The organism is Rhizobium sp. SG2393 (assembly GCF_042610495.1).
In the GTDB taxonomy this organism is placed as follows: Bacteria; Pseudomonadota; Alphaproteobacteria; order Rhizobiales; family Rhizobiaceae; genus RU20A.
In genome coordinates, this window is the sequence record NZ_JBHGAP010000003.1 from 92,934 (window position 1) to 116,760 (window position 23,827).

Sequence of the window (23,827 nt, forward strand, 5' to 3'; positions counted from 1 at the left end):
CGAGGATCCACGGCTGGGGCCTTAAGAATGAGCTAGAGCAAAAGCACGCTGCGTTTTCCGCTCTCACTCCGCTGCCAGGTGAAGCTTTGCGGCTTCCGCTTCGGCCAGAGTTTTCCCGGCCGCGTCCGGCGCGTCCTTCTTCTTCGGCTCGCGGCCGAAGAAGAGGGCGTAGGCGGCGGGAAGGACGAGGATGGTCAGCACCGTCGCGACCAGGATGCCGCCCATCATGGCGTAGGCGAGCGGGCCCCAGAAGACGCCACGGGAGATCGGGATCAGCGCCAGGACGGCGGTCAGGGCCGTCAGCACGATCGGGCGGAAGCGGCGAACGGCCGCCCCGACGATCGCGTCCATCCGCTCGTGTCCGGCGGCTATATCCTGGTCGATCTGGTCGATGAGGATGATCGAGTTGCGGATGATGATGCCGAGCAGCGCGATGACGCCGAGAATGGCGACGAAGCCGAAGGCGGCGCCGCTGATGAGAAGGGCTGCGGCGGCACCGATGATGCCGAGCGGACCGGTTGCCAGAACCAGCATGGACTTGCCGAAGTGCTGGAGCTGCGCCATCAGCAGGACCACGATGATGATCAGCATGATCGGCGCCTTGGCAGCAATCGAGTTCTGGCTTTCGGCGCTGTCTTCGGCCCCGCCCTGAATCTCGACCTTGTAGCCGGACGGGAGTGCTGCGCGCAGGTCTGCCATCTCCTTGTACATCTTGAGCGACACGTCGTTCGGCTGAACATTGTCCGGCAGGGTGGCCCGCACGGTGATGCTCGGCAGGCGGTCGCGCCGCCATTCGATGCCCTGTTCCATCACTGGCACGACGCGGGCGATCTGCGAGAGAGGCACGAAGCCGCCGAAATCCGTGGGGATGTAGATGGAGTTGACGGAGGTCAGCAGGTTGCGGCTGGCGTCGGGCTCGCGCGCCACGATGGAGATGGTCTCCTCGCCACTGCGGAAGTCGGAAAGCGGTGCGCCACTGACGGACGCCTGCAGCATCTGCCGGATGCGCTGCGAGGTGACGCCGAGCGCGCGGGCGCGGTCTTGGTCCACGACCAGCTTCATGGCCGGCACGGGCTCCAGCCAGTCGTCGTGGACGGCGCCCAGCAGCGGGTTGGCCTGGAAGCGTGCCTTGACCTCGTCGGCAATGCGGCGCACCTCGTCGCGTTCGGGGCCGATAACACGCATCTGCACGGCCCAGCCGGTCGGCGGTCCGAGGAAGAGGCGGTCCACCTTGCCACGCACGGTCGGGAAGTCCTTGGCGAGGATATCGCGCAGCTTGACGATCAGGCGTTCGCGGGCCGGTTCGTCGTTCGCCATCACGAGAAGCTGGGCATAGTTGGGATTGCGAAGCTGCTGGTCGAGCGGCAGGAAGAAGCGCGGTGCGCCTTCGCCGACATAGGTGGCGATGAACTTCTTGTCCGGATCGTCCATGATGCGGTCTTCGAGCGCGGCGGCCTGCTTCTCGACCTCTTTGATGCTCGTTCCTTCCGGCAGCCACATATCGACGAGGATTTCCGGCCGCGAGGATTGCGGGAAGAAGTTCTGCGGGATGAACTGGAAGGACCAGAGGCTGGTGGCGAAGGTGCCGAGCGTCAGCAGGAGCACGATGATGCGATGGCGCACGGCCCAGCCCACCGTGGCCCGCAGGCCGCGATAAAAGCGCGTGTCGAAGGCATCATGGTGATTGCCGGCATGGGGGCGCTGCTTGAGGATCATGTATCCGAGCCAGGGCGTGAAATAGACCGCCACGAACCAGGAAATGACCAGCGCGATGCCGACGACGTAGAAGAGCGAGCGGACATATTCGCCTGCGGTGGAATCGGCAAAGCCCACCGGAATGAAGCCGGCCGTGGTGATGAGCGTGCCCGTCAGCATCGGGAAAGCGGTGGAGGAATAGGCAAAGCTTGCCGCATCGATCTTGACGAGGCCTTCCTCCAGTTTCCGCTCCATGAGTTCCACGACGATCATGGCGTCATCGACCAGCAGGCCGAGCGCGATGATGAGGGCGCCGAGCGAGATGCGCTGCAGGTCGATGCCGAGCTCGTACATGACGGCGAAGGTGCCGGCGAGGACGAGCGGGATGGCGATGGCGATGACCATGCCGGACCGCCAGCCGATCGACAGGAAGGAGACGACGAGCACGATGGCCAGTGCCTCGCCCAGCGCATGCATGAATTCGCTGATGGCCTCGCGCACGACTTCGGGCTGGTTGGAGATCTGGTCGACCTTCACGCCGTGCGGCAGGGTATGCTCGAACTGCTCGAAGGTCTTATCCACGGCTGCGCCGACATCGGTGACCTTGAAGCCCTTGGCCATGACCACGCCGATCTGGACGCTGTCGGCGCCGTTGAAGCGGAACTTGCGGTCATAGGGATCCTGAAGACCCGCCGTGACGGTTGCGATGTCGCCGAGGCGCGTCACATTGTTGCCGGAGCGCAGCCGCAGCTCGCGGATGTCGTCCACGGCATCGACGCTGCCTTCGACGGTGATGCGTACCGAGCGCTCGCCCGTGTCGATGGTGCCGGCGGGATCGACATTGTTCTGGCCGGCCAGGGTCGATTGCAGGTCGGCGAGCGTCAGGCCGCGTTCGGCAAGAAGCTTTGAGGAGATGTCGATATAGACCTTCTGGGGCTGGTCGCCGAGGATCACGGCCTTTTCGATGCCGGGCGTGGTCAGCAGCATGTCACGGGCCGACAGGGCGAACTTCTTCAGTTCCGGGTAGGTAAAGCCCTCGCCGGTCAGCGAATAGAGGGTGATGAAGGTGTCGCCGAACTCGTCGTTGAAGAAGGGGCCGATCATGTCGCTCGGCAGTTCGGCCCTGATGTCGCCGACCTTCTTGCGCACCTGGTAGAAGGCGTCGGCCACTTCGGCCGAGTCCGTGTCGCCCTTGATCTGCAGGGTGATGATGGCGCTGCCGGCGCGGGTGTAGGATTTCACCCAGTCGATATGCGGGGTTTCCTGCAGCTTGCGCTCGATCTTGTTGACGACCTGGTCCTGCATTTCCTGGATGGTGGCGCCCGGCCAGGCGGCCTGGACGACCATGACGCGGAAGGTGAAGTCGGGGTCTTCCTTCTGGCCCATGTTCATGAGGCCGAAGATGCCGCCGAGCAGCATCACGCCGAAGAGGAAGCGGGCGATGCTCGGATGGCCGATGGCCCAGCGCGAGAGGTTGAACGAGCCCTTCGGGGCCGTGCTGTTGTCATCGACAGGCGCGGTCATGATCTTTGTTCCGTGTCCCTGGCGTCAGCGCTGGATACTGGCCGTGGCATCGGCCACGGGTTCGGCCGTTGCATCGGCCTTGATGTCGGGATCGAGCTTGACCTTCAGGTTTTCCGCCATGAACTGCGTGCCGGCAGCGACGACGAGGTCGCCGGCCTCGAGGCCCTTGGCGATGTGGACGCCCTGGTCGGCGAATTCGGCGACTTCCACCTTTCGCGCATGCACGGTCTCGCTCTCGCGGGCCACCGTCCAGACGATCGGCTGCTTGTCCTTTTCGGCAAGGGCTGCGAGCGGAATGGTGATGAAATCCTTGTCCTCGTCGGCCGTGGTGAACACGAAGGCGGTCATGCCGAGGCGCACGTGATCATTGTCCGGCACGCTGATGCGGACGTCGAAGGTGCGCGATGTCGGGTCTGCGCTGCCGGCGACCTCGCGGACCTTGCCGGTAAGCGCCAGATCCCGGTCAGACCAGAGGCCGACCGTCACTGCCTTGCCGACGGCGAAGGCGGCGATTTCCGTTTCGGGCACCGCGATCTGCACTTCCTTCTCGCTGTCGCGGGCGACGGTCACCACCGGTGTGCCGGCGGCGACGACGAGGCCCTGCTCGCCCTGGGTTGCCGTGACGATGCCGTCCTCGACGGCCGTGAGATCGGTGTAGCGCACCTGGTTTTCGGCCTGGGAAAGGGTGGATTTCGCGCTGTCGCGGAGCGAAATCGCCTGGCTGACGCCGTTTTCGGCCTCCTCCAGCTGGGACTTCGATGCGACGTTCTTGGCGAAGAGATCGCTGGCACGCCGTTCCGCCGACTGGGCCGTGGCCACCTGTCGCTCTGCTGCGGCGAGGTTGGCCTTCGCGGTCTCGACCGAAAGACGGTAGTCCGTGGCATCGATACGGGCCAGCACGTCGCCTGCCTTGACGCGGTCGCCGATATTGACGCGGCGTTCGGTGATCTTGCCGGCCACGCGGAAGCCCAGCGCCATTTCGCTGCGGGCGCGGATGCGGCCGGAATAGTCGAGCTTGCGCACGCCTTCCGCGCCCTTGACCTCCACGACCTTCACCGGCCGGATGACAGGCGCTGGCGCCTCTGCCTTCTCCTCGCTGCAGCCGGCAAGAAGGCCTGCGGAAAGGGCAAGGAGGAGGCCGGCTGCGAGGCGGCTGCGGCGGAAGGCGGGCGTCTTCGAAAACATCTGGTCTGTCCTGGGTTCAATCGGGGCAGTGAAGCGGGATTGCGTGGTCTTGCAGTCAGCCTTGCGGGACGGTGCGGTCAGCCGCACCCTCCGCTCAGGCCTTGAGTGCCTTGATGGCGAATTCGATCGTCTCATCGACGGTGGCGCGGTTTGTCTTGGCGAGACACTGGGCGACCACCTGCGGATGGCAGAGCGTGACGATGGCGGCGCTGAAGCAGCGGGCTGCGACGTCCGCGTCCTGCGGCCGGAACTCTCCGGCCTCGATGCCGGCGCGGATGATCGCTGCCAGAACCTCGTTGACGCGGTCGAAATGGGCATCGATCACGTGCCAGTCGCGCTCCATGGCGATCACGACCATTTCGTGAACCTTTGCCTCATCCAGCATGGTCTCGACCGTCATGGTGTACTGGTCGCGGACGTAGGTGCGCAGGCGTTCAGATGGGGGGACGGAGAGGGCGGCGGCGCGGCAGACCAGCGCGTAGTGGGCTGCCAGCATGCGGCTCGCCAGCGCCTGGTGGATTTCCACCTTCGATCCGAAGAAGCGGTAGATGTTGGCGGTCGACATCCCGAGGTCGCGCGCGATGTCGGCGACCGTCGTCTTCGTGTAGCCGTAGTGCCTGAACAGACGTTCGGCTGCATCGAGAATGCGTGTGACGTTTTCCTGGTGCCGTGACGTATCCTGCTGGGCTTCGGCCAAGACGGTCATGATGGTTAATGACTTTCGAATGATGAGTGACGAATTTTGAATTTCGTCACTCATAATCCATCATCAAGGGTTTCGTCAATTCCCTTCACGTCTCTGTGTGTGATTGGCCGACGGTTTCATCGCTAGAAGTCGCGCGCCGCCCTTGCCGGCGGCCACCCGCGACCTAGTCTTTGTCCGTGAACGAAATGGAAAGACAAGGACGGCACTATCAGGTGCTGTCGATGGCAACCTTTGTCCGGCTTTTCGGAACAAAGAGCGTGGCCGCGCGTTCATGACAGGATCGGGAGGGGCGATGTGGCTCCGCTCGCAGACATGAGAGTACGGCGTTACCGGCCGCGGACGAAAGTAAGAGCATGCGAGATACTGACATGGCCTGCAAGATTCTCATCGTGGAGGACGAGTTCATCGTTGCGACCGAAATCGAATATCTGGTCGCCGAGAGCGGAAACGAACCCGTGGGAATTGCGGCGGACATGCAGGGTGCGCGGCAGTTCGCCGACCGGGCCGAAGTTGCCTTCGTCGACCTGAACCTGCGCGATGGTCCGACCGGCCACGAGATCGGCCGCATGCTCGCCCAGGACCACAATGTCACCGTCATCTATATCACCGCAAACCCGTCGCAGCTCGGACGCGGTGTGCCCGGCACGCTGGGCGTCATCCCGAAGCCGGTGACAGAGGATGAGGTGACGCAGGCCATCAATTTCGCGATTGCGGTGCGCACGGCCATGTCGACGCCCGTTCCGGCGCCCTCGCGGCTCCGGCTCTTTTCGTTCAATGATGGCGAAGGCGCCGTAGCCTAACACCGTCTTCCTTGTTGTGTTTCGTCGTGTCCGCCGGCGGGTTCAGGCCCTGCCGGTTTTTTGCGTTTTCGGCCAGCAGGTCGATGGAATGCTGCCGGTTCATTTTGGAATAAATAATCCAAAAAAAATCCAAATGCATTTTTGTTCCATTGCGGAGCTCGCGAGAAGCTGCTACCTCAGGCTGGCGATCGCGCGGATGTCCCTCTCCGGGTTCCGGGCGCGAGAGGACCGGAACCGGCCCCATGTCGCCATCAGGGGAGGCACTTCATTGAAAACGCTCGACCTCATCACGATCGGACGGTCTTCCGTCGATCTCTACGGCGCCCAGGTCGGCGGCCGGCTCGAGGACATGGCCTCCTTCAACAAATATATCGGGGGATCGCCCACCAATATCGCGGCCGGCACGGCGCGGCTCGGGCTGAAGTCGGCGCTGATCACCCGCGTCGGCAACGAGCATATGGGCCGTTTCATCCGCGAGCAGCTGGTGCGCGAAGGTGTCGATGTTCGCGGCGTTGTCACCGATCCGGAGCGTTTGACGGCGCTGGTTCTGCTCGGTATTCGCGACCAGCACCAGTTCCCGCTGATCTTCTACCGCGAAAACTGCGCCGACATGGCGCTGTGCGAAGACGATATCGATCCCGCCTTCATTGCCGAGGCGCGCGCGGTCTGCGTCACCGGTACGCATCTGTCGCATCCGCGCACGGAAGCGGCCGTGCTGAAGGCGCTGCGCCTGGCGCGCGAGAGCGGCGCGAAGACGGCCCTCGACATCGATTACCGTCCCAACCTCTGGGGCCTGGCCGGCCATGGCGACGGCGAGAGCCGTTTCATCGAATCCGCCGCCGTCACCGCCAAGCTGCAATCGACGCTTCATCTCTTCGATCTCATCGTGGGAACGGAAGAGGAATTCCATATTGCCGGCGGTTCGACCGATACGATCGCGGCGCTGAAGGCGGTGCGGGCGGTGAGTGCCGCCACGCTGGTGTGCAAGCGCGGTCCGATGGGCGCGGTCGTGTTCGAGGGCGCTGTCCCGGAAAGCCTTGATGAAGGGCAGACGGGGCAGGGCTTTCCGATCGAGGTGTTCAACGTGCTCGGCGCCGGCGACGGCTTCATGTCGGGCCTGCTGAAGGGCTGGCTGACGGGCGAGGACTGGCCGACGAGCCTCAAATTCGCCAATGCCTGCGGCGCCTTCGCCGTTTCCCGACACGGCTGCACGCCTGCCTATCCGAGCTGGGAAGAGCTGCAATATTTCTTCCGCACCGGCATCCGCAACAAGGCGCTGCGCAAGGATGCGGATCTGGAACAGGTGCACTGGGCGACGAACCGCAAGGTGCCGTGGCCGGAGATGCGCGTCTTCGCCTTCGATCACCGCATGCAGCTTGAGGAAATGGCCGACAAGGCCGGTGTCTCCCACGAGCGGATCGGCGCTTTCAAGGAACTCTGCCTCAAGGCCGCGACGACGGTCGCGGGTGGCCGGCATGGCTATGGCATTCTCTGCGACGGACGGCTGGGGCGCGATGCGCTCTATCAGGCGGCTGGCAGCGGCCTATGGATCGGGCGTCCCGTGGAGTGGCCCGGCTCGCGGCCGCTGACGCTGGAGCCAGAGATCGGCCCGGATTTCGGTGGGCTCAACGAATGGCCGCTCGAGCATGTGGTGAAAGTGCTCTGCTTCTACCATCCTGATGATACGGCCGAGATGAAGGCCGAGCAGGAGGCGACGGTGGCGCGCCTCTTTGCCGCCTGCCGCCGCAACCGGCTGGAAATGCTGCTGGAGGTCATCCCCTCCAAGGTCGGGCCTGTGGGTGACGACACGGTGGCGGCGATCATCGAGCGCTTCTACGAAATCGGCGTCTATCCCGACTGGTGGAAGCTGGAGCCGATGACCTCGCATGCCGCCTGGGAGAAGGCCTGTTCGGCGATTTCGCGCAACGATCCCTACACGCGCGGCATCGTGGTGCTCGGGCTCGATGCGCCGGCCGAGCAGCTGGAGGCGAGTTTTGCCATTGCCGCCGGCTTCGATCTGGTAAAAGGCTTTGCCGTGGGCCGGACGATCTTCGGTGATGCGGCCCGCGCCTGGCTTGCCGGCACGATGACGGACGAGGCGGCGGTCGCCGAGATGGCGGAGCGCTACCGTGCGCTGGCGGCCGTGTGGGACAAGGCACGCGCCGGCTCCACACTGGCTGCCGAATAGGCGACGACAAGAAACCCGGGAGGCCGCATTGAAGACCGTGAGATTGACCGCCGCACAGGCGATGTTCCGTTACCTCGCCAGCCAGATGAATGCCGATGGCGAGCCTTTCATCGCCGGCGTCTGGGCGATTTTCGGCCATGGCAATGTCGCCGGCATCGGCGAGGCGCTGCATGGCATCCGCGAGACGCTGCCGACCTATCGCGGCCATAACGAGCAGTCGATGGCCCATGCTGCGATCGCCTATTCCAAGCAGCTCGGCCGGCGCCGCGCCATGGCGGTCACCTCGTCCATCGGCCCCGGCGCGACCAATATGGTGACGGCCGCGGCCCTTGCCCATGTGAACCGCATCCCCGTGCTCTTCATCCCCGGCGATGTCTTCGCCAACCGCGCGCCGGACCCGGTGCTGCAGCAGGTCGAGGATTTCCAGGACGGCACGGTCACGGCGAACGATTGCTTCCGCCCCGTCAGCCGCTATTTCGACCGCATTGTCAGGCCCGAGCAACTGCTGACCGCCCTGCCGCGCGCGCTGCGTGTCATGACCGATCCGGCCGAATGCGGCCCGGTGACTCTGGCCTTCTGCCAGGATGTGCAGGCCGAGGCCTATGATTACCCGGAAAGCTTCTTTGCACCGAAGGTCTGGGCGCAGCGCCGTCCGCGTCCGGATGCCGACGAGCTTGCGGCGGCCATCGCGGCGCTGAAGGCGGCGAAGAAGCCGGTCATCGTTGCCGGCGGCGGCGTGCATTATTCGGGCGCCACCGAGACGCTGAAGGCCTTTGTCGAGAAGCACGGCATTCCCGTCGTCGAGACGCAGGCCGGCAAGTCGGCCCTGCCGTGGGATCATCCGCAGAACCTTGGCCCTGTAGGGGTCACGGGTGCGGCGAGCGCCAATGCGGTTTGCGCCGAAGCCGATCTCGTTTTCGGCGTCGGCACGCGCTTCCAGGATTTCACCACCGGCTCCTGGGCCCTGTTCCGCAATGCCGGCCGCACGCTTCTGTCGCTCAACGTGCAGCCCTATGACGGCTTCAAGCATAATGCGCTGCCGCTCGTTTCCGATGCGCGGATCGGGCTGGAAGAGCTTTCCGCAGCGCTCGGCGACCACCGCTTCACCCTGCCCGACGAGAGCCTGAAGCGCGGCTGGTTTGCCGATGCGGATGCCGTGACCGATGCGCCGGAGGCCGGCAATGCGCTGCCGACCGACATGCAGGTGATCGGCGCGGTGCAGCGGCAGGCGAGCGAGAATACCGTCGTCATGTGCGCGGCCGGCACCATGCCGGGCGAGTTGCACAAGCTGTGGAAGGCCGGCCGGCCCATGTCCTACCACATGGAGTATGGTTACTCCTGCATGGGCTACGAGATTGCCGGCGGCCTCGGCATCAAGATGGCGGAACCGGATCGCGATGTCATCGTCATGATCGGCGACGGCTCCTACATGATGATGAATTCGGAGCTCGCGACCGCCGTTACCATGGGCGTGAAGATCACGGTCGTGCTGACCGACAATCGCGGCTATGGCTGCATCAACCGGCTGCAGATGGCGACCGGCGGGGCCGAGTTCAACAATCTGCTCGACCACGCGCACCATGTGAACCCGTCCGCCATCGACTTCACCGCCCATGCGGCGGCGATGGGCGCGGATGCCCGCAAGGTGGGCTCGATCGCGGAGCTGGAGGCTGCCCTTGCCGCCACGCGCGGCGGCGACCGCCCCGTGGTCATCGTCATCGATACCGATCCCTATCCGTCCACCGCGGCCGGCGGCCACTGGTGGGATGTCGCGGTGCCGGAAGTTTCCGTGCGGCCGCAGGTCAACGAAGCGCGCGCCCGTTACGAGGCCGCCGTCAAAGCGAGAGACGAAGCATGATCCTCTACGGCACCAATCCGATTGCCTGGTCCAACGATGACGACCAGACCCTGGGCGCGCATATCAGCCTCGATCAGTGCCTGGACGAGACCGCCAAGATCGGTTTCGACGGCATCGAGAAGGGCCACAAGTTCCCGCAGGACCCTGATGGACTGAAGGGCGTGCTGGAACCGCGCGGCCTGCGCTACGTCTCCGGCTGGCATTCGCTGAACCTCCTGACGCATTCCATCGAGGACGAGAAGAAGGCGATGCAGCCGGCGCTCGACCTCCTCAAGGCCATGGGCTCGAAGGTCATCATCGTCTGCGAGACCTCCAACGCCATTCACGGCAATGACGATGTGGCGCTGACCAGCCGTCCGGTTCTGCCTGAAGCCGACTGGGCCGCCTTCGGCGCGGGCGTCGAGGCGCTGGCGGCCTTTGCGGCCGAGCAGGGCATCGCGCTCGTCTACCACCACCACATGGGCACGATCGTCGAAAGCGAAGAGGAAATCGACCGCCTGATGGCGAACACCGGCCCGTCCGCCAAGCTCCTGCTCGATACCGGCCATTGCTGGTTCGGCGGCGGTAATCCGGAGCGCGTCGCCAGCAAGCATATGGGCCGTGTCGGCCATATCCACGCCAAGAACGTGCGTGGCGCCATTGCCGAGCAGGTGCGTGAGCAGGGCCTCTCCTTCCTCGAGGGCGTGCGCCGCGGCGTCTTCACCGTTCCCGGCGACAGCGAGGGCGCGGTGGATTTCGAACCGGTTCTGAAGGTCGCTGCCGCGCACGGTTATTCGGGCTGGGTGGTCATCGAGGCCGAGCAGGATCCGTCCGTGCGCAACCCGTTCGAGTACCAGAGCCTGGGGCTGAAGTCGCTCAAGGCCTTTGCAAAGTCCGCGGGGCTGGATACGGCAGCGTGAGGTGAGGGGCAAGACGGCCCCACCTGCCGTCATCCTCGGGCTTGACCCGAGGATCCATACCGCAGGCGCCGAGCTTGCCGCTGGATGGTCGGGTCAAGCCCGACCATGACGGAGGAGGGGACGTCGGCCAGACCAAGTCCTTGGTCTGAAAACAGTCCTCCCGGCCGCGTAGACGCGCGGCTGCTGGATCCCGGATCAAGTCCGGTATGACGGAGGTGGAGGGATTGGCGCATATCCAAGCGCCGTCATCCTCGGGCTTGACCCGAGGATCCACGCCGCAAGCGCCGAGTCGGCGGATGGATGGTCGGGTCAAGCCCGACCATGACGGGGAAGTGGACCTCAGCCAGACCAAGTCCTTGGTCTGAAAACAGTCCTCCCGGCCGCGCAGACACGCGGCTGCTGGATCCCGGATCAAGTCCGGGATGACGGAGGTGGAGGGAGTGGCGCATAACCAAGCGCCGTCATCCTCGGGCTTGACCCGAGGATCCACGCCGCAAGCGCCGAGCCGGCGGATGGATGGTCGGGTCAAGCCCGACCATGACGGAGGAGGGGACGCTGTTGCGGTCGAAACTGTGACACGTTGCTTTATTAGAGTTCCACCGGGCAAGACGGCCCAGCCGTCACCCGGACATGCCTTTCAAGGAGACACCCATGGCCGATCTCTTGCGCAAACCCCAGGGCACCAGCGGCAAGGTGCATTCGCTGACCCCCGCCGACGCGGGCTGGGGCTATGTCGGCTTCGGCCTCTATCGCCTCAAGGCCGGCGAGCGTGCGGCAGAAGCGACGGGCGAGACGGAAGTGATCCTCGTACTCGTCGAAGGTAAGGCTTCGATTACGGCTGGCGGCAAGGATTTCGGCGAGCGGGGCGAGCGGATGAACGTGTTCGAGCGCATCCCGCCGCACTGCATCTATGTGCCGGCCGGCGCTGACTGGTCGGCGGTTGCGACCACCGACTGCACGCTCGCCGTCTGCACCGCACCAGGCAAGCCGGGGCGCGAGGCGGCGGTGATCGGGCCGGAAGGCATCACGCTTGCCACGCGCGGCAAGGATGCGAACACGCGCTACATCCACGCCATCGCCATGGAAGAGCGCGATGTGGCCGACAGCCTGCTGGTCACGGAGGTCTTCACGCCCACGGGCAACTGGTCGTCCTATCCGCCGCACCGGCATGACGAGGACAATTTCCCCGAGATGACCTATCTCGAGGAGACCTATTATCACCGCCTCAACCCGGCCCAGGGCTTCGGCTTCCAGCGTGTCTTTACCGAGGACGGGTCGCTGGACGAGACGATGGCGGTTGCCGACCACGATCTAGTGCTGGTGCCGAAGGGGCATCACCCCTGCGGCGTGCCGCATGGCTATGAAATGTATTATCTCAACGTGATGGCCGGGCCGTTGCGCAAATGGCGCTTCCAGAACCATCCGGACCACGACTGGATCTACAAGCGCGACAATCCGTAAGTAGAATTTGACCATTCTGTCGGGCGGGGAGGCGCGGCAGGTGTGCTTTATCGGGGAGGAGGAACCCATGAAACCGCTTGGCGTCGGGCTGATCGGCACCGGCTACATGGGCAAGTGCCATGCGCTTGCCTGGAATGCCGTTGCCTCTGTCTTTGGAGACGTGGCGCGACCCCGCCTCGTGCATCTCGCCGAGCGCGACGCGGCGCTCGCGGCGGAGCGGGCGCAGGCTTTCGGCTTTGCGAAATCGACGGGTGACTGGCGGGCGGTGATTGCCGATCCCGAGGTCGATGTCATCTCCGTCACCACGCCGAATGCCTTCCATGCGGAGATGGCGATTGCGGCGCTCGAAGCGGGCAAGCATGTGTGGTGCGAAAAGCCGATGGCGCCCAAGCTTGCCGATGCCGAGCGGATGCTGGCGGCAGCGCGCGCCAGCGGACGCGTCGCCATCATCGGCTACAACTACATCCAGAACCCTGTCATCCGTCACATGGCCCGGCTGATCCGCGAAGGGGCGATCGGTACGCTCACACAGGTCCGCGTCGAGATGGACGAGGATTTCATGGCGGACCCTGCCGATGCCTTTTCGCTGAAGAGCGAGGCATCCTCGGGCTATGGTGCGCTCGACGATTTCGCCGTGCACCCGCTGTCGCTGCTCAAGGTTCTTGTCGGCGATGTCGAGGCTGTCATCGCGGATATGGGCAAGCCCTATGCCGACAGGCCGACGGCTGACGGCGGCCGGCGTGCGGTGGAAAACCACGACATGGCTAGCATCCTGATGCGCATGGCGGGCGGGGTGCCCGGCGTGATGGTGGTCAACCGCGCCGCGTTTGGCCGCAAGGGCCGCATCGCCGTGCAGATCTACGGCTCGGCAGGTGCGATCCTCTACGATCAGGAGCGCATGAACGAGTTCCAGCTCTACCAGCACGCCGGACGCGCTGAGGAACGCGGCTTCCGCACCGTGCTGACGGCGCCGCATCATGCACCCTATGACCGGTTCGTTCCGGCGCCGGGCCATGGTCTCGGCTTCAACGAGTTGAAGATCATCGAGTGCCGCGAACTGCACGCCGCGATCGCCGGCCAGCCCTTCACCGCGCTCACCTTCGAAGACGGCATCCGCATCGAGCGGACCGTGCATGCGATGGCGGAGAGCCACGTCGAGCGCCGGTGGATCGACGTCGGCTGATCGTCCGCCTTCGGCTCAGTCGTCCGAGTAGCGCTCCTCGCGCCACGGATCGCCACGCATGTGGTAGCCGTTGCGCTCCCAGTAGCCGGCCTTGTCGGCGGTGATGAACTGGATCTCGCGCAGCCATTTGGCGCTTTTCCAGAGGTAGAGATGCGGCACGATGAGGCGCATCGGGCCGCCGTGCTCGGTGCTGATCGGCGCGCCTTCCCAATGGGTGGCGAGGATGGCGTCGTCGGCCGCGAAATCGACGAGCGGCAGGTTGGTCGTATAGCCGTCGAAGCTCGTCAGCAGCACATGGGTGGCGTTTTCAGCCGGCATGGCGCGGTCCAGCAGGTCGTGGGTGGATACGCCCTGCCAGCGATTGTCGTAGCGCGACCAGGTCGTCACGCAATGCATGTCGGAGACGAAGGTCGATGTCGGCAGGGCGTTGAACTGGTCCCAATTGAGTGACAGGCGATTTTCCACCGCGCCGGTGACGTCGAGCCGCCAGGCGTTGAGCGGAATTTGCGGCTGGATGCCGAGGTCGAGCACCGGCCAGTTCTTCACGAGATGCTGGCCGGGCGGCAGGCGCTCGGTCTCCGGGCGGCTGATGCGGCCGGTGAGGAACTTGCCGTCCCGCGCCCAGGCCCGCTTGGTGCGCGTCAGCTTGCTGTCTTCGGGCGTCTGGCTCTCGTCCTGGCTCATGGCCGGCCTCCGGTTCGGGTGTGGCGTCAATATAGGCCGTTCGCGCCGGGCCGGAAGTCCCTTCAAGGCGTTTCGGGTGAAGACGGCCGCCTGTTCCGTGCGAAACAGCGCCGTGCCGGCCGGCATGGCATTGTCGGGTCACTGGATGAGACGGGCTCATCCACACCAGATCAAGGGACCTCACATCATGCGCAAGATCGTTCTCTCCGCCGCCATCGCCGCTGTCGCCGCCCTCTCCTTTGCCGCCCCCTCGCAGGCCGGCTACTACAGCTACGACTACCAGCCCTACTGCTTCATCAAGAAGATTAAGACCTACGACTACTACGGCAACCTGGTGATCAAGAAGATCAAGGTCTGCAAGTAAGGCGGATCGCCAGCCTGCGGACGCGGGTCGAAAGGTAAGTAAATCCAAACAAAAAAGGCGGAAGGGTTGCCCCCTCCGCCTTTTGCCTGTGACCTGGCCGGTCCTCAGCCCATGCGCTCGGAGGCGTAGGAGCCGGGGCTGGCCGGGAAGACGATGGTCTTGTTGCCGTTCATGAAGACGCGGTGGTGGATGTGGGCGTGGATGGCGCGGGCCAGCACCTGGCTTTCCACGTCGCGGCCGATCGAGACGTAGTCGTCCGGCGACTGGGCATGGGTGATGCGGGCGACGTCCTGCTCGATGATCGGGCCTTCGTCGAGGTCCGCGGTAACGTAATGGGCGGTCGCGCCGATCAGCTTCACGCCGCGCTCGAAGGCCTGCTTGTAGGGGTTGGCACCCTTGAAGGAGGGCAGGAAGGAGTGGTGGATGTTGATGATGCGGCCCGACATCTTCTTGCAGATGGCGTCGGAGAGAACCTGCATGTAGCGGGCGAGCACGATGAGTTCGGCGCCGGACTGCTCGACGACTTCCATCAGCTTGGCTTCGGCCTGCGGCTTGTTTTCCTTGGTCACCTTGATGTGGTGGAAGGGAATGTCGTGGTTGACGACGACCTTCTGGTAGTCAAAGTGGTTGGAGACCACGCCGACGATCTCGATCGGCAGCGCGCCGATCTTCCAGCGGTAGAGCAGGTCGTTCAGGCAATGGCCGAAACGCGACACCATCAGCAGCACCTTCATCTTGGCGTCGCTGTCATGGAATTCGTAAGTCATCGCGAACTTTTTGGCGATCTCGGCAAAGCCGGCCTTGATCTCCTCGTCGGATGCGCCTTCCTGGCTGATGAAGGTGAGCCGCATGAAGAAGAGGCCGGTCTCGAGGTCGTCGAACTGCGAGGAATCGGAGATGTAACCGCCCTTGTCGGCGAGATAGCCGGTGATGGCGGCGACGATGCCGCGGGTGGACTTGCAGGAAACGGTCAGCACGTAGCTCTTCATCGGTTTCGCTCTCTCGCTTTCGGATCTCGTCCGGTTCTCCCCTAATGATTTCCGGACGGCACAACAAGTAGCGCGCCGCCGGCCCGTCTGCCGATACCGATTGCGACATCGGCGAGACTGAAAAGACCGGCATGCGCAAAGCCCGTGGGCGGAACGGCTGCGGCGCCGCCCCTGCTCCGGGGTCTTCGGGTGGGGCTCAGATATCGAGCGTCGTCTGGCGCTCCCATTCGGTGAAGTGGGACGCGTAGGCGTTCCATTCGCCATGCTTGAGCTTGAGATAGGCGGAGGAGAACTCGCCCCCGAGCGCCGCCTTCAGGCCCTCGTCCTTGTCGAATTCGCGCAGGGCGTCGAGAAGATTGAGCGGCAGGCGCGGCGCATCGGTGATCGTGTGGCCTTCCTTGTACATGTCGATGTCGTAGTGGCGGCCCGGATCGGCGTCCGTCTTGATGCCGTCGAGGCCGGCGGCGATGATGACCGCCTGTAGCAGGTAGGGGTTCACGGCGCCATCGGGCAGGCGCAGCTCGAAACGACCGGCGCCGGGCACGCGCACCATATGGGTGCGGTTGTTGCCCGTCCACGTCACCGAATTCGGAGCCCAGGTGGCGCCGGAGATGGTGCGCGGCGCGTTGATGCGCTTGTAGGAATTGACCGTCGGGTTGGTGATGGCGGCAAGTGCGGAGGCGTGCTTCATGATGCCGCCGAGGAAGGTCTTGCCCTTGGCGGAGAGGCCGAAGGGCTGGGCCTTGTCGGCGAAGACATTGGTCTTGCCGTCCTTGTCCCAGACCGAGATGTGGCAATGGCAGCCATTGCCGGTCAGCCCCTTGAAGGGCTTGGGCATGAAGGTGGCGCGCAGCCCGTGCTTTTCGGCGACGGACTTCACCATGAACTTGAAGAAGGAATGCTTGTCGGCCGTCTTCAGCGTGTCGTCATACTCCCAGTTCATCTCGAACTGGCCGTTCGCGTCTTCATGGTCGTTCTGGTAGGGCTTCCAGCCGAGTTCGAGCATGTAGTCGCAGATTTCGGCGATGACATCGTAGCGGCGCATTACGGCCTGCTGGTCGTAGCAGGGCTTTTCGGCCGTGTCGTAGATGTCGGAGATGGCCGAGCCGTCCGGCTGGATCAGGAAGAATTCGGCTTCCACGCCTGTCTTCACATGCATGCCCATGCTCTCGGCCTCGGCAACCAGCGCCTTCAGCACGTTGCGTGGCGCCTGTCCGACGGACTTGCCTTCCATCATGCAGTCGGCCGCGACCCAAGCCACGTCCTTCTTCCAGGGCAACTGGATGACGGAGGAGGGGTCGGGAAGCGCGAAGAGATCCGGGTGGGCCGGCGTCATGTCGAGCCAGGTGGCGAAGCCGGCAAAACCGGCGCCATCGGCCTGCATCTCGGCGATCGCCTGGGCGGGTACCAGCTTGGCGCGCTGGCCGCCGAAGAGATCGGTGTAGGAAATCATGAAATATTTGATGCCGCGCTCGGCGGCGAAGGCTGCGAGGTCTGTGGTCATGAGAGGTTCCCCTTGGTTCTTCAGAACCGGCCGTTTTGGCTTTGTCGAAGCGTCGGTCCGATGGGTTCAGACCGGCGCTCCAATTGTCTTGCTGTGATGCAGGGTCGCGCCGGTCGGATCAGGCGCGCGGCTCGCACCGCACATCGGTGCGCACCGAATTGGCGATGAAGCACTCGTCGTGGGCCGCGTGGTGCAGCGCATCGAGCGTTTCGGCATCCGGTGTCTCGCCCTCCCAAACGATGACCGGATGCAGCACGACTTCGGATACCCAGACGCGTCCTTCCGGCGTCTTGGCCATCCGTCCTTCCGCGACATCCTCGTAGCGGTTGACCGTCAGGCCTTTTTTTGCCGCAAGATAAAGGAATGTCAGCATGTGGCAGGAAGACAGGCTGGCGATGAAGGCCTCTTCCGGGTCCACGCCGGCCGGGTCCGAGTAGCGCGGCACGACATGGGGCGAAGACGAGGCGCGAAAGCTCACGCCGCCGTCAAAGCTCCACTGGTGGCCGCGGCCGTACCTGTTGTCGGTAAAGACCTCGTCGGGTCCGCGCTCCCACAGGATCGTTGCGGTGTAGCTCGCCATGTCAGAACCCGCCCTTGCCGGGATACCAGCTGGTTCCGGCCAGCGGCACCTGCGCCATCGCGGCGGCTTCCATGGTGAGCGCGCAGAGGTCTTCCGGCTCCAGATTGGTCAGCTTGTTCTTGCCGCAGGCGCGCGCAATCGTCTGGGCCTCCAGCGTCATCACCTTCAGATAGTTGGCAAGGCGGCGGCCGGCGAGAACCGGGTCGAGGCGGGCGGCGAGCTCCGGGTCCTGCGTGGTGATGCCGGCCGGATCCTTGCCCTCGTGCCAGTCGTCATAGGCGCCGGCCGTGGTGCCGAGCTTCCTGTATTCCTCTTCCCAGTGCGGGTCGTTGTCGCCGATGGCGACGAGCGCGGCCGTGCCGATCGAGACGGCGTCGGCGCCGAGCGCCAGCGCCTTGGCCACATCAGCGCCCGAACGGATGCCGCCGGAGACGATCAGTTGCACCTTGCGGTGCATGCCGAGATCCTGGAGGGCCTGAACGGCCGGGCGGATGCAGGCGAGCGTCGGCATGCCGACATGCTCGATGAAGACATCCTGCGTGGCGGCCGTACCGCCCTGCATGCCGTCGAGCACCACGACATCGGCGCCGGCCTTCACGGCGAGCGCGGTGTCATAGTACGGGCGCGCGCCGCCAACCTTTACATAGATCGGCTTCTCCCAGTCGGTGATTTCGCGCAGTTCGAGGATCTTGATTTCGAGATCGTCCGGGCCGGTCCAGTCCGGGTGGCGGCAGGCGGAGCGCTGGTCGATGCCCTTTGGCAGGTTGCGCATATTGGCGACACGATCGGAGATCTTCTGTCCGAGCAGCATGCCGCCGCCGCCGGGCTTGGCGCCCTGGCCGACCACGACCTCGATGGCGTCGGCGCGACGCAAATCTTTCGGGTTCATGCCGTAGCGCGAGGGCAGATACTGGTAGACCAGCTTTTCGGAATGGCCGCGCTCCTCATCCGTCATGCCGCCATCGCCGGTGGTGGTGGATGTGCCGGCGAGCGTCGCGCCGCGGCCCATGGCTTCCTTGGCATTGCCCGAGAGCGCGCCGAAGGACATGCCGGCAATGGTGATCGGTATCTTCAGCTCGATCGGCTTCTTGGCAAAGCGCGTGCCGAGCACGACGGAGGTGTCGCACTTCTCGCGGTAGCCTTCCAGCGGATAGCGCGAGATGGAGGCGCCGAGGAAGAGCAGGTCGTCGAAATGCGGGACCTTGCGCTTCGTGCCGCCGCCTCTGATATCATAGATGCCGGTGGCCGCGGCGCGGCGGATTTCCGCCATGGTCGCGTCGTCGAAGGTGGCCGACTTGCGGGGCGGGGTCTGCGGATTGCTGTAGCTCATGATTGCGGCCCCTCAATATGCTTCGGCATTGTCGATGTTGAAATTGTAGAGCTTGCGGGCCGAGCCGTAGCGCTTGAACTCTTCCGGTTGCACACCGGTGACGCCGGCCTTATCGAGCAGTTCCCGCAGCTTTTCGATGTGCTCGGGCCGCAGCGGCTTCTCGATGCAGTCGGCGCCGAGGCTCTTGACCGTGCCGCGCACGAAAAGCTTGGCTTCGTAGAGGCTGTCTCCCAGCGCCTCGCCGGCATCGCCGAGCACGACGAGATGGCCGGACTGGCCCATGAAGGCCGACATGTGGCCGATGGAGCCGTGGACGACGATGTCGATGCCCTTCATGGAGATGCCGCAGCGCGAGGCCGCATTGCCCTTGATGACCAGCAGGCCGCCGCGGCCGGTGGCGCCGGCATATTGCGAGGCATCGCCCTCGATGACGACGGTGCCGGACATCATGTTTTCGGCGACGCCCGGACCGGCCGAGCCATGGACGGTGACGGTGCCGCCATCATTCATGCCGGCGCAGTAGTAACCGACGGAGCCGCGCACCTCGACGGTGACGGGGCTGTCGATGCCGACGGCAACCGCATGGTGGCCGCGCGGATTGACGACCTCGAAGGCGGTGTCATTGGTGCCGGCGGAAAGGCCGTGCAGCGCGCTGTTCAGCGCCCGAAGCGGGGTTTGGGAAAGATCGAAGACGGGCATGGGTGGAAGGCTTTCCTGACGGTTCGTGCCAAGGGGAGAGCGGAGAGGCGGATATCAGGCCGCCTTCTCGTGATCCCAGAAATAGACGGTGGCCGGTTCCGGCTCCCAGACGCGGGCGGTCTCGATGCCGGGAAGGCCGACAAGCGCGCGATACTCCGAGCCGAAGGCGACATACTGGTCGGTCTCGGCCATGACGGCGGGCTTGCAGGCGATGGGATCGCGCACCACGCCGAAGCCGGACTTGGTGCCGACGACGAAGGTGAAGAAGCCGTCGAGATCATCGAGTGCGCCGGTCAGCGCTTCGCCCAGATCCTTGCCCTTGGCCATCTCTGCCGTGAGATAGGCGGCGGCCACTTCCGAGTCGTTTTCCGTCTCGAAGGTCATGCCCTCGCGCTTCAGTTCGCGGCGCAGATTGTTGTGGTTGGAGAGCGAGCCGTTGTGGACGAGGCACTGGTCGGCGCCGGTGGAGAAGGGGTGGGCGCCGAGCGTGGTGACCGCGCTTTCGGTCGCCATGCGGGTGTGGCCGATGCCATGGCTGCCGGACATGGCCTCGACGCCGAAGCGGGCGACGACATCCTTCGGCAGGCCGGTTTCCTTGTAGATCTCGACGCTTTCGCCGGCGCCCATGACGCGGATGGCGGGGCGCAGCGCGGCGATGGCGGCGCGGGCTTCAGCGAGCTTGTTGGCGGGAACTTCGAGCACCGCATGGGTGCTCTTGACGGTGACGGCCGGCTTTACGCCGATCGCGCCTTCCAGTGCCTCGGCAAGACCGTCGAAATCCTTTGCCGGATTGGCCGACTGGACCGTCAGCTTGCCCTTGCCATCGGCAGCGCCGCCATAGATTGCGATGCCGGCCGAATCCGGGCCGCGATCGGTCATGGTGACCAGCATGTCCGACAGGAGCTGGCCGAGCTTCGGCTCCAGACTCTTGTCCTTCAGAAACAGCCCGACAATCCCGCACATGGCTTTCAAAACCTCCATCGTTCGACTGATGGAAGCTTTAGCACCGGCTTTGGCGAATATCAACTAGGGAGAATAAAAGTTTCTCTAGGAGAAATATGCTTGTCGCTGCATTGGCCTAGCTGCCGGCCTTTCGCTGGGGGTAGGAGATGATCGACAGATAGCGGCAGGGTAGTTTCGTCAGCACCTCCGGCCCGTGCGGCGCATCGGCATCGAAGAACAGGCTGTCGCCGGGATGCATGGGGTAAAGCCGGTCGCCATGGCGATAGGACACCTCGCCCTCCAGCATGTAGATCAGTTCCATGCCTTCGTGCTGGAAGGTGGGGAAAACGTCGGATTCGGCGGTCAGGGTGATCAGGTAGGGTTCCACCGTCACGCCGCTTGAATTGTTGTCGATATGGCCTAGCAGGCTGTACTGGTGGCCGGCACGCGTGCCCCGCCGCTCGATCGACACGCCTTCCCCGGCCTTGACGAAGACGGCATTGCGCGGCTCCTCGTAGCGGCGGAAAAACGCCGTCAGCGGCACGCCGAGCGCCTTCGAGAGGGATTGCAGCGTGGTCAACGACGGCGAGATATTGCCGTTCTCGATCTTCGAGAGCATGCCGAGCGAAATGCCGGTGGCAGCCGCGAGATCGGTCACGGTAATGCCCAACTGCTTGCGGTAGGCCCGCACCTCATGGCCGATCGCCATTTCGAGGTTGTTTTCCTTGGGCTCGCGGAGCGCGTGGGGATCCTGGGTGAGGGCGGGGTTGCGCGATGCTGTCAAGTCGCCGCTCGTCACGTTTTCTTCGTTGTCTGCTGTGCTCATCGGCATCACGCCCCTTCGTCTTGGGGAGCAAATCTATCCTGTGAGTGAAATTTTGCAAATTACAGAGAAAACTTCCTCAGCCGCGCCGCATCTGCCCCGGCGTCAGGCCGAAGGCGGTCTTGAACTGGCGTGCGAAATGGGAGGCGCTGGAAAAGCCCGTGGCAAAAGCGATTTCGGAGATGGAGAGGGGGCTCTGGGCCAGCAGTTTGCGGGCCTGGTCAAGGCGCAGGCGCCGGTAGGTCTGTGAAAAGCCGGTGCCGAGTTCTTCCGCGAAGAGGCGGTCGAGGTGGCGGATGCTGATGCCGGCGGTGCGGGCGATGGCGGTGCGGGGCAGGGGCCGTTCCAGTGCCATTTCCATGGTTTCGAGCGCTGCCAGAAGCGCGGGGTGGCGCGTGCCGTGGCGCTCGGCGGACGATCCGCGTTGCGGTCCTTCGGGATCGGCGACGGCGGTGTGGAGATACCAGTCGCTGACGCGGCGGGCAAAGGCCGGGCCCATGCGGTCGGCGATCAGTGCATGCATCATGTCGAGCGGCGCGATGCCACCACCACAGGTGATGCGGTCGCGGTCGATGACGAAGCGGGCGGGCCGGGGCGCGAGCGTCGGGAAGGCTTCCTTGAGTGCCGGGGCATGTTCCCAGTGGATGGTGAAGTCGCGGTCGTCCAGCAGCCCGGCTTCGGCCAAGAGGTAGGAGCCCGAGGAGATGCCGCCCAGCCTGACGCCTTCGCGGGAGAGGCGCCTGAGCACCGGATAGGCGGCGCGGGCGGCCTTCCAGTCCTCGGGATTGCCGCCGGCGAGAATAAAGACGGTATGGAGGCCGGGCGCGGCGTGGGCGATGTCCGTGGCCGGCACGGTAAAGCCGGCGGAGGAGCGCACGCTTTCGGCCGCGGCGCCGAGCGTTTCGACGGCATAGAGCTCGGCGCCTGCAATCAGGTTGGCGGCGCGCAAGGGTTCCGTCGCCGAGGCAAAGGACATCAACGCGAAGCGATCGACCAGCAGGAAGCCGAAGCGGTGGGTGGCTTGGCCTGTCTGCTGTTGGCCTGCCTGCGGATGAAAATCAGTCATGGCCTGAAAATGACATGAAACGGCCCATTCATGCAATTCTGGTTGAGGCCGTCGGCGTACTCTTTCCGTCATCTTCCGACAACGGGTCGCCGCCATGCGCTATTCCGCTCTCTCGCTTCTCACCAAGGCCCTTGGCGGCAACAAGGGCTGGGCGCCGGCCTTCCGTTCGCCCGCGCCGAAGCCGCATTATGACGTGATCATCGTCGGCGGCGGCGGGCATGGGCTCGCGACGGCCTACTATCTCTCCAAGGTCTTCGGGATCACCAATGTGGCGGTGTTGGAAAAGGGCTATCTCGGCTCCGGCAATATCGGCCGCAACACGACGATCATCCGCTCGAACTACCTGCTGCCTGGCAACAACCCGTTCTACGAGCTTTCCATGAAGCTCTGGGAAGGGCTGGAGCAGGATTTCAATTTCAATGCGATGGTCTCGCAGCGCGGCATCATCAACCTCTTCCATTCCGATGGCCAGCGCGACGCCTATACGCGGCGCGGCAATGCCATGCAGTTGCTGGGCGTCGGTGCCGAGTTGCTGGACCGGGATGCGGTGAAGGCGATGCTGCCCTTCATGGATTTCGACAACGCCCGCTTCCCGATCCTCGGCGGCCTGCTGCACCGGCGCGGCGGCACGGTGCGGCACGATGCGGTCGCCTGGGGATATGCGCGCGGCGCCGACAGCCATGGCGTCGATATTATCCAGCATTGCGAGGTGACGGGCATTCGCCGCGAGAACGGCAAGGTGACGGGCGTGGAGACCACGAAGGGCTTTATCGGCTGCAACCGGGTGGCGCTCGCCGCGGCCGGCAACTCTACCGTGGTGGCCGACATGGCCGGGCTTCGCCTGCCGATCGAAAGCCACGTGCTGCAGGCCTTCGTTTCCGAGGGGCTGAAGCCCTTCATCGACTGCGTCGTCACCTTCGGCGCCGGGCATTTCTACGTCTCGCAGTCCGACAAGGGCGGCCTCGTCTTCGGCGGTGATATCGACGGCTACAATTCCTATGCGCAACGCGGCAATCTCGCGACCGTCGAGCATGTGGCCGAGGCCGGCGTTGCGATGATCCCGTCGCTCTCGCGCGTACGCGTGCTGCGCTCCTGGGGCGGCATCATGGACATGAGCATGGATGGCTCGCCGATCATCGACCGCACCCACATCGACAATCTCTACCTGAATGCCGGCTGGTGTTACGGCGGCTTCAAGGCGACGCCGGCCTCCGGCTACTGTTTCGCGCATCTGATCGCCCGCAACGCGCCCCACGAGACGGCGCGGGCCTTCCGCCTCGACCGGTTCGAAACCGGCCGGCTCATCGATGAAAAGGGCGTCGGCGCCCAGCCCAACCTGCATTGAGA

20 protein-coding genes are annotated in these 23,827 nt (G+C 64.5%); 8 read left to right on the forward strand and 12 right to left on the reverse strand.

Features of this window, described 5'->3' with window-relative positions; genetic code table 11:
• Positions 1 to 63 precede the first annotated feature (63 nt).
• The 3 genes from ACED18_RS11115 to ACED18_RS11125 form a co-directional block, all read right to left on the reverse strand.
• Positions 64 to 3,219 (reverse strand): efflux RND transporter permease subunit, encoded by a 3,156-nt coding sequence (locus ACED18_RS11115; protein ID WP_377292086.1) that lies wholly within the window; start codon positions 3,217 to 3,219, stop codon positions 64 to 66.
• Positions 3,220 to 3,243: 24 nt separating this feature from the next.
• Entirely contained in the window at positions 3,244 to 4,404 is a 1,161-nt protein-coding gene (locus tag ACED18_RS11120) for an efflux RND transporter periplasmic adaptor subunit (RefSeq protein ID WP_377292088.1), read from the reverse strand.
• Positions 4,405 to 4,498: 94 nt separating this feature from the next.
• Positions 4,499 to 5,110, reverse strand: a complete 612-nt coding sequence (locus ACED18_RS11125) for a TetR family transcriptional regulator (protein ID WP_377292090.1) — start codon at positions 5,108 to 5,110, stop codon at positions 4,499 to 4,501.
• 353 nt (positions 5,111 to 5,463) lie between these two features.
• Here ACED18_RS11125 and ACED18_RS11130 point away from each other — a divergent pair, with 353 nt between their 5' ends.
• From ACED18_RS11130 to ACED18_RS11155, 6 genes are all read left to right on the forward strand, one after another.
• Positions 5,464 to 5,910 carry a response regulator gene (locus ACED18_RS11130; protein ID WP_377292092.1) on the forward strand — a complete coding sequence of 149 codons (447 nt, stop codon included), beginning with the start codon at positions 5,464 to 5,466 and terminating at the stop codon, positions 5,908 to 5,910.
• A gap of 268 nt (positions 5,911 to 6,178) precedes the next feature.
• Complete coding sequence (iolC, locus tag ACED18_RS11135) at positions 6,179 to 8,098, forward strand: 5-dehydro-2-deoxygluconokinase (RefSeq protein ID WP_377292094.1); 1,920 nt, start codon at positions 6,179 to 6,181, stop codon at positions 8,096 to 8,098.
• Between the two features lie 28 nt (positions 8,099 to 8,126).
• Positions 8,127 to 9,956, forward strand: coding sequence for a 3D-(3,5/4)-trihydroxycyclohexane-1,2-dione acylhydrolase (decyclizing) (gene iolD / locus ACED18_RS11140; protein ID WP_377292096.1), 1,830 nt, complete (start codon positions 8,127 to 8,129; stop codon positions 9,954 to 9,956).
• Entirely contained in the window at positions 9,953 to 10,855 is a 903-nt protein-coding gene (gene iolE / locus ACED18_RS11145; RefSeq protein WP_377292098.1) for a myo-inosose-2 dehydratase, read from the forward strand. Before iolD ends, iolE begins: the two co-directional genes overlap by 4 nt.
• Positions 10,856 to 11,506: 651 nt before the next feature.
• Positions 11,507 to 12,316: a 5-deoxy-glucuronate isomerase gene (gene iolB, locus ACED18_RS11150; protein WP_377292100.1), complete on the forward strand. Its 810-nt coding sequence runs from the start codon at positions 11,507 to 11,509 to the stop codon at positions 12,314 to 12,316.
• 67 nt (positions 12,317 to 12,383) lie between these two features.
• Positions 12,384 to 13,499: a Gfo/Idh/MocA family protein gene (locus tag ACED18_RS11155; RefSeq protein ID WP_377292102.1), complete on the forward strand. Its 1,116-nt coding sequence runs from the start codon at positions 12,384 to 12,386 to the stop codon at positions 13,497 to 13,499.
• Positions 13,500 to 13,514: 15 nt separating this feature from the next.
• Here ACED18_RS11155 and ACED18_RS11160 read toward each other — a convergent pair whose 3' ends face one another.
• Positions 13,515 to 14,183, reverse strand: a complete 669-nt coding sequence (locus tag ACED18_RS11160; protein WP_377292104.1) for a sulfite oxidase-like oxidoreductase — start codon at positions 14,181 to 14,183, stop codon at positions 13,515 to 13,517.
• Positions 14,184 to 14,370: 187 nt separating this feature from the next.
• Here ACED18_RS11160 and ACED18_RS11165 point away from each other — a divergent pair, with 187 nt between their 5' ends.
• Positions 14,371 to 14,547 carry a hypothetical protein gene (locus ACED18_RS11165; RefSeq protein WP_377292106.1) on the forward strand — a complete coding sequence of 59 codons (177 nt, stop codon included), beginning with the start codon at positions 14,371 to 14,373 and terminating at the stop codon, positions 14,545 to 14,547.
• Between the two features lie 104 nt (positions 14,548 to 14,651).
• Here the strand turns inward: ACED18_RS11165 and purU are convergent, their stop codons facing one another.
• From purU to ACED18_RS11205, 8 genes are all read right to left on the reverse strand, one after another.
• Complete coding sequence (gene purU, locus ACED18_RS11170; RefSeq protein ID WP_377292108.1) at positions 14,652 to 15,536, reverse strand: formyltetrahydrofolate deformylase; 885 nt, start codon at positions 15,534 to 15,536, stop codon at positions 14,652 to 14,654.
• A 196-nt stretch (positions 15,537 to 15,732) separates the two neighbouring features.
• Complete coding sequence (gene glnT / locus ACED18_RS11175; RefSeq protein ID WP_377292110.1) at positions 15,733 to 17,040, reverse strand: type III glutamate--ammonia ligase; 1,308 nt, start codon at positions 17,038 to 17,040, stop codon at positions 15,733 to 15,735.
• A gap of 118 nt (positions 17,041 to 17,158) precedes the next feature.
• Positions 17,159 to 17,620, reverse strand: a complete 462-nt coding sequence (locus tag ACED18_RS11180; protein WP_377292112.1) for an OsmC family protein — start codon at positions 17,618 to 17,620, stop codon at positions 17,159 to 17,161.
• 1 nt (position 17,621) lies between these two features.
• Positions 17,622 to 18,950: an FMN-binding glutamate synthase family protein gene (locus ACED18_RS11185; RefSeq protein WP_377292114.1), complete on the reverse strand. Its 1,329-nt coding sequence runs from the start codon at positions 18,948 to 18,950 to the stop codon at positions 17,622 to 17,624.
• Between the two features lie 12 nt (positions 18,951 to 18,962).
• A complete protein-coding gene (locus ACED18_RS11190; RefSeq protein ID WP_377292116.1) occupies positions 18,963 to 19,649 on the reverse strand; it encodes a protein GlxC in 687 nt (228 codons plus the stop codon).
• 54 nt (positions 19,650 to 19,703) lie between these two features.
• A complete protein-coding gene (locus ACED18_RS11195) occupies positions 19,704 to 20,612 on the reverse strand; it encodes a glutamine amidotransferase family protein (protein WP_377292118.1) in 909 nt (302 codons plus the stop codon).
• A gap of 115 nt (positions 20,613 to 20,727) precedes the next feature.
• Positions 20,728 to 21,417, reverse strand: a complete 690-nt coding sequence (locus ACED18_RS11200; RefSeq protein WP_377292120.1) for a helix-turn-helix domain-containing protein — start codon at positions 21,415 to 21,417, stop codon at positions 20,728 to 20,730.
• Positions 21,418 to 21,493: 76 nt separating this feature from the next.
• Positions 21,494 to 22,480, reverse strand: a complete 987-nt coding sequence (locus tag ACED18_RS11205) for a GlxA family transcriptional regulator (protein ID WP_377292122.1) — start codon at positions 22,478 to 22,480, stop codon at positions 21,494 to 21,496.
• A 94-nt stretch (positions 22,481 to 22,574) separates the two neighbouring features.
• Between ACED18_RS11205 and ACED18_RS11210 the strand changes: the two genes are divergently transcribed.
• The gene (locus ACED18_RS11210) at positions 22,575 to 23,825 is read left to right on the forward strand and encodes a sarcosine oxidase subunit beta family protein (protein WP_377292124.1); all 1,251 of its coding nucleotides are present in this window, start codon (positions 22,575 to 22,577) and stop codon (positions 23,823 to 23,825) included.
• The last annotated feature ends 2 nt before the right edge of the window (positions 23,826 to 23,827 follow it).

Bases quoted from the DNA above. Each gene is read 5' to 3' on its own strand.
- ACED18_RS11205 (WP_377292122.1), bottom strand. From the start codon at position 22,480: ATGACTGATTTTCATCCGCAGGCAGGCCAACAGCAGACAGGCCAAGCC.
- glnT (WP_377292110.1), bottom strand. From the start codon at position 17,040: ATGACCACAGACCTCGCAGCCTTCGCCGCCGAGCGCGGCATCAAATAT.
- ACED18_RS11160 (WP_377292104.1), bottom strand. From the start codon at position 14,183: ATGAGCCAGGACGAGAGCCAGACGCCCGAAGACAGCAAGCTGACGCGC.
- ACED18_RS11190 (WP_377292116.1), bottom strand. From the start codon at position 19,649: ATGCCCGTCTTCGATCTTTCCCAAACCCCGCTTCGGGCGCTGAACAGC.
- ACED18_RS11165 (WP_377292106.1), top strand. From the start codon at position 14,371: ATGCGCAAGATCGTTCTCTCCGCCGCCATCGCCGCTGTCGCCGCCCTC.
- ACED18_RS11195 (WP_377292118.1), bottom strand. From the start codon at position 20,612: ATGTGCGGGATTGTCGGGCTGTTTCTGAAGGACAAGAGTCTGGAGCCG.
- ACED18_RS11130 (WP_377292092.1), top strand. From the start codon at position 5,464: ATGCGAGATACTGACATGGCCTGCAAGATTCTCATCGTGGAGGACGAG.
- iolE (WP_377292098.1), top strand. From the start codon at position 9,953: ATGATCCTCTACGGCACCAATCCGATTGCCTGGTCCAACGATGACGAC.
- ACED18_RS11115 (WP_377292086.1), bottom strand. From the start codon at position 3,219: ATGACCGCGCCTGTCGATGACAACAGCACGGCCCCGAAGGGCTCGTTC.
- ACED18_RS11125 (WP_377292090.1), bottom strand. From the start codon at position 5,110: ATGACCGTCTTGGCCGAAGCCCAGCAGGATACGTCACGGCACCAGGAA.
- ACED18_RS11155 (WP_377292102.1), top strand. From the start codon at position 12,384: ATGAAACCGCTTGGCGTCGGGCTGATCGGCACCGGCTACATGGGCAAG.
- ACED18_RS11120 (WP_377292088.1), bottom strand. From the start codon at position 4,404: ATGTTTTCGAAGACGCCCGCCTTCCGCCGCAGCCGCCTCGCAGCCGGC.
- ACED18_RS11200 (WP_377292120.1), bottom strand. From the start codon at position 21,417: ATGAGCACAGCAGACAACGAAGAAAACGTGACGAGCGGCGACTTGACA.
- ACED18_RS11180 (WP_377292112.1), bottom strand. From the start codon at position 17,620: ATGGCGAGCTACACCGCAACGATCCTGTGGGAGCGCGGACCCGACGAG.
- ACED18_RS11185 (WP_377292114.1), bottom strand. From the start codon at position 18,950: ATGAGCTACAGCAATCCGCAGACCCCGCCCCGCAAGTCGGCCACCTTC.
- ACED18_RS11210 (WP_377292124.1), top strand. From the start codon at position 22,575: ATGCGCTATTCCGCTCTCTCGCTTCTCACCAAGGCCCTTGGCGGCAAC.
- purU (WP_377292108.1), bottom strand. From the start codon at position 15,536: ATGAAGAGCTACGTGCTGACCGTTTCCTGCAAGTCCACCCGCGGCATC.
- iolB (WP_377292100.1), top strand. From the start codon at position 11,507: ATGGCCGATCTCTTGCGCAAACCCCAGGGCACCAGCGGCAAGGTGCAT.